This window comes from Shuttleworthella sp., from assembly GCF_057251025.1.
Genome location: NZ_DBHIDN010000034.1, coordinates 1 through 10666, shown reverse-complemented (window position 1 = coordinate 10666; position 10666 = coordinate 1). Strand labels below are relative to the sequence as shown.

7 protein-coding genes and 1 other RNA gene are annotated in these 10666 nt (G+C 55.0%); 7 read left to right on the top strand and 1 reads right to left on the bottom strand.

The window, feature by feature from the left end; genetic code table 11:
• Positions 1-222: 222 nt before the first annotated feature.
• The gene (locus ACO5R6_RS07180; RefSeq protein WP_485626508.1) at positions 223-765 is read right to left on the bottom strand and encodes an NADH peroxidase; all 543 of its coding nucleotides are present in this window, start codon (positions 763-765) and stop codon (positions 223-225) included.
• Positions 766-1094: 329 nt separating this feature from the next.
• Between ACO5R6_RS07180 and tadA the strand changes: the two genes are divergently transcribed.
• The 7 genes from tadA (at position 1095) to ACO5R6_RS07145 (ending at position 10287) form a co-directional block, all read left to right on the top strand.
• Complete coding sequence (gene tadA / locus ACO5R6_RS07175) at positions 1095-1595, top strand: tRNA adenosine(34) deaminase TadA (protein WP_485626509.1); 501 nt, start codon at positions 1095-1097, stop codon at positions 1593-1595.
• 90 nt (positions 1596-1685) lie between these two features.
• Positions 1686-1894: signal recognition particle sRNA large type (gene ffs / locus ACO5R6_RS07170), an RNA gene on the top strand.
• Positions 1895-2122: 228 nt separating this feature from the next.
• On the top strand, positions 2123-2956 hold the full coding sequence (locus ACO5R6_RS07165) for a hypothetical protein (protein WP_485626507.1): 834 nt from the start codon (positions 2123-2125) through the stop codon (positions 2954-2956).
• 102 nt (positions 2957-3058) lie between these two features.
• Positions 3059-5353, top strand: a complete 2295-nt coding sequence (locus tag ACO5R6_RS07160) for a hydratase (protein WP_485626506.1) — start codon at positions 3059-3061, stop codon at positions 5351-5353.
• Between the two features lie 99 nt (positions 5354-5452).
• Positions 5453-8254 (top strand): tetratricopeptide repeat protein, encoded by a 2802-nt coding sequence (locus ACO5R6_RS07155; RefSeq protein WP_485626505.1) that lies wholly within the window; start codon positions 5453-5455, stop codon positions 8252-8254.
• An 11-nt stretch (positions 8255-8265) separates the two neighbouring features.
• Positions 8266-9426 (top strand): DUF5711 family protein, encoded by a 1161-nt coding sequence (locus ACO5R6_RS07150; protein WP_485626504.1) that lies wholly within the window; start codon positions 8266-8268, stop codon positions 9424-9426.
• A gap of 9 nt (positions 9427-9435) precedes the next feature.
• The gene (locus ACO5R6_RS07145) at positions 9436-10287 is read left to right on the top strand and encodes a CvpA family protein (RefSeq protein WP_485626503.1); all 852 of its coding nucleotides are present in this window, start codon (positions 9436-9438) and stop codon (positions 10285-10287) included.
• The last annotated feature ends 379 nt before the right edge of the window (positions 10288-10666 follow it).

The following is a 10666-nucleotide window of genomic DNA, read 5'->3' as shown; positions in this document are numbered from 1 at the left end:
ATTCTATGATCAATGGGATTAGCCATCAACACGTTTTGTCCTATAACCCTGAAAACCCTCACTTTCTCCCCAAAAAGAGGGCAGATCTCCGCCGGATCGTCCGCGCTCTGGCGCAGTTGCGGTCCGTGGAGGCCAACCCTCTTTTTCATGTGATTTGATATGCCGAATCCCCTCTACAAGCTTGGCGGAGAGGCCTTTTCATGCAAGCGCAGAGTGTCCGCTTTAGGCGAAATACCTCTGCAGGAGGCCTGCGAATGCCTTGCCGTGACGGGCTTCATCGCGAGCCATCTCATGAACAGAGTCATGAATGGCGTCTAAGTTCAGAGCCTTAGCTCTCTTGGCCAGGTCGGTCTTACCGGCGGTAGCACCGTTCTCGGCCTCAACGCGAAGCTGCAGGTTCTTCTTGGTGGAGTCGGTCACAACCTCACCCAGCATCTCAGCGAAGCGAGAGGCGTGATCAGCCTCCTCATAAGCGGCCTGCTTATAATACATGCCCACCTCGGGATAGCCCTCGCGGAAAGCAACGCGGGACATGGCCAGATACATGCCGACCTCAGAGCACTCACCCTCGAAGTTGGCGCGGAGGTCCGCCTTGATATCCTCGGGAACATCGGCTGCCACACCGACCACATGCTCAGCGGCCCAGGTCATTTCACCGGACTGCTCGATGAACTTCTCACGGGGGGCCTTACATACGGGACAAACTTCGGGAGCCTGGTCTCCCTCAAATACATAACCACAAACACTGCATACCCATTTTGACATATGAAAACTCCTTTCGAGGTCCTGATTAGGACTCACTTAATTGATGTGATTGTATTGTAAGCAATGAAAAAATCCCTGTCAATAGTAAATGCGAATAATTATCAAAAACTTTCAAAACGGCTGATATAAAAGGGAAAAGAATGGCGAACGATGAGAGCAGAGAGTTCGTTTCGGGATTCCGGAGGCTATTTTTAAGCCTTGGAACATGCGCAGGTCATGCCCGGTGGGCTGTCTCTCTTTCCCGGATCTGCTATAATCGCAAGCGTCGGGACAGAGAGAAGGATTGATTGGGGGAAGAGATGGCCCATGCGCATGTGAGGGAGTCCGATATGGAGAAGAGCAGCGAATACTATATGAAGGAGGCCATTCGTCAGGCTAGGAAGGCGGAGGCAATCAGGGAAGTCCCGATCGGCTGTGTGATTGTGCGAGAGGGAAAGGTGATTGCCAGGGGCTACAACCGGCGCAATACCGACCACAGCGTCCTAAAGCACGCGGAGATCAGCGCAATTCAAAAGGCCTGCCGCAAGCTGGGGGACTGGCGGCTTGAAGACTGCACCCTCTACGTAACCTTAGAGCCCTGTCAGATGTGCGCGGGAGCCATCGTCCAGGCCCGAATCCCAAAAGTCGTGATCGGAGCTATGAATCCCAAGGCGGGAAGTGCAGGGTCTGTCATCAATATCCTGCAGATGCGGGAGTTCAACCACCGGGTGGAAATCGAGAAGGGCATTCTGGAAGAGGAGTGCTCCGACCTGCTCCGATCTTTCTTTGAGGAATTGCGGCGGGAGGCCAAGGACAAGCAGAGGACCGGAGATAAGCGGGAGGAATTCTGAGAAGGGCATCGCTTTCAGGTCGGGGGCTTGAGCGACTTCGGGATGCTTGCCCTGCCCCGCGAGGTGCTTGGCGAGATGCTTCGGCCCGGCGCGAGATTGACAGGGGGGCTTTGTCGCCGCTATAATAGCGGGGTGCAGGAGCCGCCCCCGGCAGGTGGCGTTGATATCCGGGTCCCGAGCAATGAGAGCCTGTGAACCGTGTCAGGTCAGGAATGAAGCAGCACTAAGCAGGAATTCCCGTGTGCCTCGGGGACGCCTGGGTTGAGTCAACCACCGGGGTAACGTCCTGCGTTTTTTGCTTGAAAGCGGCCTCCGGCGCGCAAAAAGCCGGATTGCTTTTGAAAATACGGATCTTCGGACAAAGGGATGTCATCTGGTCTTGTACCGGTGGCGTCTTTTTTTCGGAGGGCCCGGATACTTTCATCGACGCCTGAGAGGTCAAACTTGGCGACGCTAAAGCAGGGCAAGCGCAGCCCTTTTATGGTATGATTAGGGCCGTAACAAGTGCGTTAAATTGGGAGATTTTCATGAGCGCAAAAGACGATAGCGAGAAGATATTGCGTGAGATCCATGTGCTTCTCGCAGACGCAGAACCGTATGAGAAGAGCAAGCTGGATGTCATCGTCAATAAGCGGGAGATCCTCGATCTTCTGGACCGACTGACGGAGGCGACAAGCCGAATGCCGGATGAGCGTGAATTAACCTTGGCCGAGAGGGACAAGGCCTATCGCGAGGACAAGCGAAAGGGAGAGGAGATCATATCTAAGGCGAAGCAGAAGGCGGAAGACATCTATGCGGCTTCTGTGATCTACACGGACCGTTCCCTCGAGGAGATCCAGAACCTGGTCAAGAGGACCAGTGAGGAGATGGATGGGATCTACCGGCAGATGAAGGATGCGGTCGGGGCGGAGCTTCGGCATATCAGGAACAATCAGACGGAGCTCCACGGCCAGCTGCAGGACCTGGCGGATACACAGAAATACCTGCGCCTCATTGAGGAGGAGAATCGGAGAATCGCCAAGGAGAAGGAGAAGGAAGCTGACCTGAGCGGGACTTCCGTTCCAGCCTCTTCTGGGCGGCCGGTATCACAGATTCAAGTCAATCCGGAGTATTTTAAGAGACGGGCCCGGATGCTGGCGGAAAATGAGACGAAAGAGGAGGTCGCAGACGGCAAGGCTGCGGATGCGAGCAAGACTGCCGACGCCGACAGAGTCGGCGGCGACAGCAAGGCCTCCGATCCCGGCAATACCCGGGAGGACTTAGACGCTCTTGGCCGGGAGATGCGAGGAGGCGGGCTTGGGCAGGGAGAAAATACGGTGGACAAGGTCCTGAAGATTTTTCGCAAATCCGGGGATTCTTGAATTGGTCAGGATCATTTCCTATAATTTTCGTGCAGAGCCTTTCTGCAGATGTGAGAGACAGAGTTGAATTCCTCCGACGGAGGATTTGGATGTGGGGATTGTATGAAGTTATTCGAAACAGGCGCTTATCTTCTTGACGGCAGAGAGATTATTGCCGATGGGCCGCAGGTTGCGGAGGCAGTTCGCGCTGCCGGCGGCAGGGTTCCAGACCGCGAGGAGGCAAGAAAAGAGACCATTGCCTACCAGATCCTGCGCGATCACAACTGCGGGGACGACATGAGGCAGTTGAAAATCAAATTCGACAAGCTGACATCTCACGATATTACCTATGTAGGAATCATTCAGACGGCCAGAGCCTCCGGCCTGGAGCGGTTTCCCATCCCCTATGTTCTGACGAACTGTCATAACAGTCTCTGCGCCGTCGGGGGTACGATCAATGAGGATGACCACATGTTCGGCCTCTCTGCGGCCAGAAAATACGGCGGTGTCTATGTGCCCCCCCACCAGGCGGTTATCCACCAGTACGCCAGGGAAATGTTGGCTGAAGCCGGGAAGATGATTCTCGGAAGCGACTCGCATACCCGCTACGGCGCGCTCGGGACCATGGCCATGGGAGAGGGCGGCCCTGAGCTGGTCAAGCAGCTGCTGGGCAGAACCTATGATATAGACCTGCCCCAAGTGGTCGGCGTCTATATGACCGGGAAGCCGGCCAAGGGGGTCGGGCCCCAGGATATCGCCCTGGCCATCATCGGGCGGGTGTTCGACTGCGGCTATGTCAAGAACAAGGTGATGGAGTTCGTCGGGCCCGGCCTGGCCAATCTCTCGATGGACACAAGGATCGGAATCGACGTCATGACGACGGAGACCACCTGCCTGTCCTCGATCTGGCTTACAGATGAGAAGACAGAGGACTTCTACGAGATTCACGGCCGCAAGGAGGCTTATAAGAGACTGACGCCCGGCAAGCTGGCTTACTATGACGGCATGATCGAGATCGACCTGTCCTCGATCAAGCCTATGATTGCCATGCCCTTTCATCCCAGCTACACCTATCCCATCGAGGAGGTCAACCGAAATCTGACGGATATCTTAGATCAGGTGACCGAGCGGGCCAGGGTCTCTCTGGGTGATCAGGTCCACTACTCTCTGAGGGACAAGATCCGAGACGGCCGGCTCTATGTGGACCAGGGGATCATCGCCGGATGCGCCGGCGGCGGTTATGAAAATATTACGGACGCAGCGGATATTCTCCGGGGAGCAGATATCGGCTCGGATGCTTTTAGTCTGAGCGTCTATCCGGCCTCGATGCCGATCTATATGCAGCTGATTAGGGACGGATCCGCCGCCTCTTTGATTGCGGCAGGGGCTGTCTTCAAGACGGCCTTCTGCGGTCCCTGCTTTGGGGCGGGAGATACCCCGGCCAACGGGGGATTCTCGATTCGCCACTCGACCCGCAACTTCCCCAACCGCGAGGGATCCAAGATCCAGGAGGGCCAGATCTCCTCGGTTGCCCTGATGGATGCCAGGTCCATCGCGGCGACTGCGGCTAATCGGGGTTATCTGACAGCGGCGACAGATGTGGATGCTGACTTTACGAAGCCCAAGTACTTCTTTGACCGGTCGATTTACCGGAAGCGGGTGTTCGATTCCAAGGGGCAGGCAGATCCGGATGCAGAGCTGCAATTCGGCCCCAATATCAAGGACTGGCCGCAGATGAGCCCTCTGCCGGAGAACCTGATCCTGAAAGTCGTATCCGAGATTCACGATCCGGTGACAACGACGGATGAGCTGATCCCCTCCGGAGAGACTTCTTCCTATCGGTCGAACCCGCTGAAGCTGGCCGAGTTCGCCCTCTCCCGCAGGGACCCGGCCTATGTCGGACGCGCCAAGGAGGTGCAGAAGGCACAGCTGGCCATAGAAGCTGATTCTTGCCCGGGGGAGGCGCTTCCGGAACTCCATGAAATTATGCAGGCGATCAAGGGACGATTCCCTGAGATCAGCCGCCATGTCATCGGGGTGGGGAGCACCATCTTCGCGGTCAAGCCCGGCGACGGAAGCGCGCGGGAACAGGCGGCTTCCTGTCAGAAGGTCCTGGGGGGCTGGGCCAATATCGCCAACGAGTATGCCACCAAGCGCTACCGGTCAAACCTGATCAACTGGGGTATGATTCCATTTACCATTCCAAGAGCAGAGCTCCCCTTTGCCAATCTGGACTATCTCTTTGTGCCCGGGATCCGCAGGGTGATTGAAGAGGGGCAGAAGAAGGTCAAGGCCTATCTGGTCAGAGAGGGTTACCTGGTTCCCTTTGATCTGTATCTAGACCCGATGACCGAGGATGAGCGACAGATTATCCTGGACGGATGTCTGATCAATTACTACAGGGCAGGTAGGAAATAGACCTGATCAGCCGGTCGTCTTCGACCGGCTGCAGGTGTTTATAGAGTTAGAAGCCAATTTCGAGAGGACAAGATTGTGGATAGATATGAATACAAAGAAATGATCGATCGCGTGCGCAGTCTGATTGAGCAAAAAGAGATGGATGAAGCGGCCCGCCGCCTGGATGAGACCAATTGGCGGAAGGTGCCGAGCGTCAATGCCCTGATGAAGGCGGCGGAACTGTATGAGGAGGTCGGCCGCTTGGACAGCGCCAAGGAACTTCTCATGCTGGCGCATGAGAGAAGTCCGATCGGTCGGATGGTGATTTACCGCCTGGCCCTGGTCTGCATTCGCCTGAAGGAATTCGACGAGGCCCGGGAGTATTATGCGGAGTTCCTGGAGATTGCCCCCCATGACAGCTTGCGCTATGTCATTAATTACCAGCTCTCTCGCGCCAGAGGCGCCAGTGATGAGGACTTGATCTCGATTCTGGAAGACCTGAAGGAGCATGATTTCTTAGAGGACTGGGCTTTGGAACTTGCCCTCTTCTATCAGAAGACCAGGCAGATTGACAAGTGCGTCAATCTCTGCAATGAAATCATCCTCTGGTTCGGAGACGGTCCTTACGTGGAGAAGGCTCTGGAACTGAAGATGATTTATGCCCCCCTGGATCCCGATCAGGAGGACATTTACATAAAACTTCGCGACAAGCACAGGGATGAGATCAAGGAGATCTCAAACCAGACCGAGGAGGCGGACAGAGAGGGGACGTCGTCTGCGACCATGCCTCTTCCGGAGATCACGATTCCGTCGGCCAAGTTCAACACGGTCAACTTGCAGGAGAAGATCAAGGAGAATATCGAGGAGATTATGAGGGCCACAGCGCCGGATCAGGTGCGGGAGAAAATGGAGAATATCAAGGAACTGACCGATGAGCTCCCCTTCCTGCGCGTATCCGAGGGAACGAGAGAATTGGGCGTTCAGAGGGAGCAAGAGACGCAGAAGCGGATTGATCAGGATCTGCGCGACCGCTACAAGGGCCTGGGGATTGACGATGACGGTCAGATTTCGATGGATGTTCCGGACCGGTCAGAGGATGACATACAGATTGCGGGCCAGCTCTCCATTGAAGATGTGGTGAAGGACTGGGAGAAGACCCGCAAGGAGGCGGAAGAGGCCCTAAGACAGGCGGGAGAGAAGAAATTGGCGTCAACCAAGGCCCAGGCTCTGGTGGAAGCCAATGAGATTATGGAGCGGCTGACAGGAGTCCTGCCCCGCCTGGAAGCCGGAGCGTCGGTTGAGGATCTTGTGGAGGAGGAAATGCTAAATCATGCCTCGGCAAGACTGCAAGCGGCAGCAGGCGCTGCCACGGAGGACGGATCAAAGGTAGATTACAGAGAGGCCCGCAAGGCGGTTTCTGATATTAATAGCATGCTGCAGCGGGAGATCGACCGCCTGAGCAAAAAAGAGGCGCCGGTGGGTGAAGCGGAAAAGGCAGAAGACAAGGCGGAAGTGATGCCTGAGACGGAGGTAGCAGCTGAGGCTGAGGTCGATGACGGCCCCATCATCCCTGAGTACGATTTCAGTGAGCCGGGCCAGACCGATGCGCCCGAAGGGGAAGAGTCGGAGAGCGAATCGGAAGAGGCCGCCTCCGAGACAGAGGACGGGGCGGAAGAAGCCGCGTCTGAGACGGAGGACGGAGCGGAAGAGGCTGCGTCTGAGACAGAGGATACGGCGGAAGAGGCCGCATCCGAGAGGGAGGACGAGGCGGAAGAGGCCGCATCCGAGACAGAGGATACGGCAGAAGAGGCCACATCCGAGAGGGAGGACGAGGCAGAGGAGGCTGCGTCTGAGACAGATGATACGGCGGAAGAAGCCGCATCATCTGTTCTGGGCGGCGATATCTCTTCCAGATTTGCCAATGAAGAATTTGTGATCGAAGAAGAGGAGGAAGAGGAAGAAGCGCCGGCTCCGGAGGAGGTCCCCGAGCAGGCAGCAGAGGAAGAGCCGAGGCGGGATGCGATCGAGGAGGCCTTCCACATGCAGGCGACCCGCGCGTCCTGGGTGACGGACGATCAGGAATTTAACTCCGTCGAGAGCATGCAGGCATCCAATATCTTCTATAACAATACGGGAGCGAACACCGGGGAAGATGATCTGCCAAGGAAGTTGACGGATGAGGAGAGGGATCGCTTTTCCTCTTATGTCGCAATCGAGGGCATGGAGGCTCACCTGAGCCGGGCTCTGGAGGGAGTCAAGAAGAGTCTGCTCGGCGAGGGCAAGAGAACGCACCTAAAGATCGTGGGATTTGATGGGTCCGGCAAGACGAATCTGGCAACCGGCGTGATAGAAATCATGCAGAGGCAGATCCAGCTTCCCAGCGGCCCCGTCGGGAAAATCAATGCGGATAAACTCAACGAGAAGAATGTCATCAATCTGTTCGACAGAATTCGCGGGGGCGCCCTGATCATTGAGAAGGCGGGTGATTTGTCGAGAGTATCTGTCGCCACACTCAATACGCTTCTGGATACGGATACAAGCGGGGTGCTTATGATTCTCGAGGGAGACATGGACTCTCTGCAGAAGATGTTTACCATGAACCGGTCTTTCGCGTCCAAGTTCACAAATGAGATCCGGATCCCGGTCTTTACGACGGATGAACTGGTGGCTTTTGGCCGGTCTTATGCCAAGACCAATGGCTGCACCGTTGATTCGATGGGTATCCTGGCTCTCTACAACCGCATCAATATGATCCAGAAGATCGATCAGCCCACTTCCCTGAGCGAGGTAATTGAGATTATGGATCAGGCGATGGCGCGGGTTAAGTCCCGAGGCATTAAGGGGACATTTTCTCGTCTGGGCAGCAAGAAGAGTGATGCAGAGGGACGCCTGATCCTCCACGAGAAGGATTTTGGGGCTTGATGAATAGGGTGATGGATTTGTTGAAGGAAATCGGATCCGGACTTCGGAAGTTTTTTCGAGCGCACTGGAGGATCATCCTGGTGATCCTCCTTCTCCTGGGAGGGATCCTGCTCGCTCTTTTTCTGCAGAGCAGGCGGCAGTACAGGACCTATAGCGTTATTTCCAGCAAGAAACTGGATGATGCGGGAGGGACCAGCTACACTCTCTTTCAGGGCAATATTCTCGCCTACAATGTGGACGGGTGCTCTTACACGAGCACGGGCGGAAATCTGCTCTGGAATCAGTCCTATCAGATGAGCTCGCCGCAGGTGGAGATGAGCGATGGCTATCTGATGATTTATGACCGCGGCGGGACCGGGATCTATCTCTTCTCGAAGACCGGAAATCAAACGCATATCACAAGCAGTCTCCCCGTCGTAGAGGCCAAGATCGCCGACAATGGGTCTGTAGCTGTTCTGACGCAGAACAACAAAGTGGGTTATCTGCGCCTCTATAATATCGACGGGAATCTGACGGCCGGCGGAGAAGTACATCTGGAGACAACGGGTTATCCGGTTTCGATTGCCTTCTCCTCGGACGGTCAGCGCCTGGCCCTGGCCCTGGTGGATGTCAGCGGAGGAAAAGTCAACTCCGGGATTCAGATCTATGATTTTGGCGCAATCGGCAAGAACCTCGACAAACACATCGTCGCGAAATTCGATTACGAGGATAGCCTGATCGGGGAGATTGCCTATATCAAGGACGGAAATTTGCTCGTCTATACGGATCAGAAAATCCTGATCTATCACAATCACGCGAAGCCGGGCCTGCTCAATGAGCTGCCGGTGGCAGGGCAGATCCGGAGCGTCTATTACAACAAGAATTATTTCGGCTATATCGCGGTCGGCGATCCTGCCTCGGGGCAGTCAACGACCAGGCTATGCACCTTTAACAATCGGGGCCGACGCGTGACGGACGCCTTGCTTGACACAAACTATAGCCGGGCGGAACTGCTTGAGAACAATGAGGTCGCGCTCTACGCCGAGAAGAAGCTGGCACTGTATAACCTGGCCGGGACTCGCAAGTTCATGGGGAATTTGAAGAGTCCGGTGACTGAAGTGATCCCCGGGAGCACAAGCAGAGAGTATCTTTTCATCTGTGAGGGGACACAGGAACACGTCAAGCTAAAGTAAGGTGGTTTTATGGGAAACGGAAACGTGAATATTGCCCTGCTTATTTTTGGGCTGATTCTTTTGATCCATCTGGTTCGAGGCGCAAAAAAGGGTGCCCTGAAGATGCTCTTCGGCCTGCTGTCCTGGATCTTTATTCTGGTCTTCGTCCTGCTGGCTACGCCTCAAATCGACCGGCTCTTGACGGATTACACACCCCTCGACGAAATGATCCAGGAGAAGGTCGCGAAGCAGACCCAGGCACGGTGGGAGAGGCAGAAGGCTACTGTGACCAGGCAGGTGACGGAGGATCTGAAAAAGAAGATCCAGGATCAGGCATCGCCGCTGGCGAAACTGGGCCGGGATATTTCGGAGGAGACCCGACTCCCTCTGAACCTCATGGAGACCTATCTCAACGATTGTGCAGATCGAATCTACGCAAAATTACCGGAGCCCCTGCAGAAAATCTACCGGAAGGGGCAACTGAAGCTTCAACTTACGACAGACCAGATGGAGGGGACGATCCGGGAGTCCGTGGACCAGGCGGGCAAGAATCTTGCAGATCAGCTGGCAGCTGCAATTACGGGCTGGCTGATGCGGGTCATCGCCTTCCTGCTTGCGCTTGTGATCGCCAGAATCCTGGTTGCGATTGTCGCGGCTCTGATCGATACGGCCAGTCACGTACCGGTGATCAGCGGGATCAGCCGAATGCTGGGAGGCCTTATGGGGCTTGGAATCGGGCTTATCGATGTCTGCTTTTTCATGTTTCTGATTGAGATATTTTCCTGGACAACCTTGGGGGCCTACTGGACAGATCAGATCCAATCGAGCGCGATCTTGAACTTGATCAGCGGATTGAACCCGCTGACACTGATCATTCGCTGAGAAAAGGCCCGGATGTATGACATAAGAGAGACCGGCGGCAGGCAGGAGGGGATCTTATAGCCCCTCCTGTTTGTCGCTGGTGCGCATTTGTTTTCGGGAAGATTTAGTGGTCGAAAAAGAGAAAAGCACAAGATCTGGACCGGGATGGAGATGTGGAAAAGCCCATAGAATCAATGGTTGACAGGGTATAGGCTCTTTGATAATATAAACTTTGCACCGCGAGAGAGGGCTTGAGAAAAGGAGAAAATTGCCTGGATTTCAAATCAATGCTTGACAAGCAGATGTGATTTAGGTATCATGATCAAGTTGCTACTCAAGAGGTGCGACAAGTTCTTTGATAACTGAACAATGAAACAACCTTGAAAGATTCTAAGAGAAT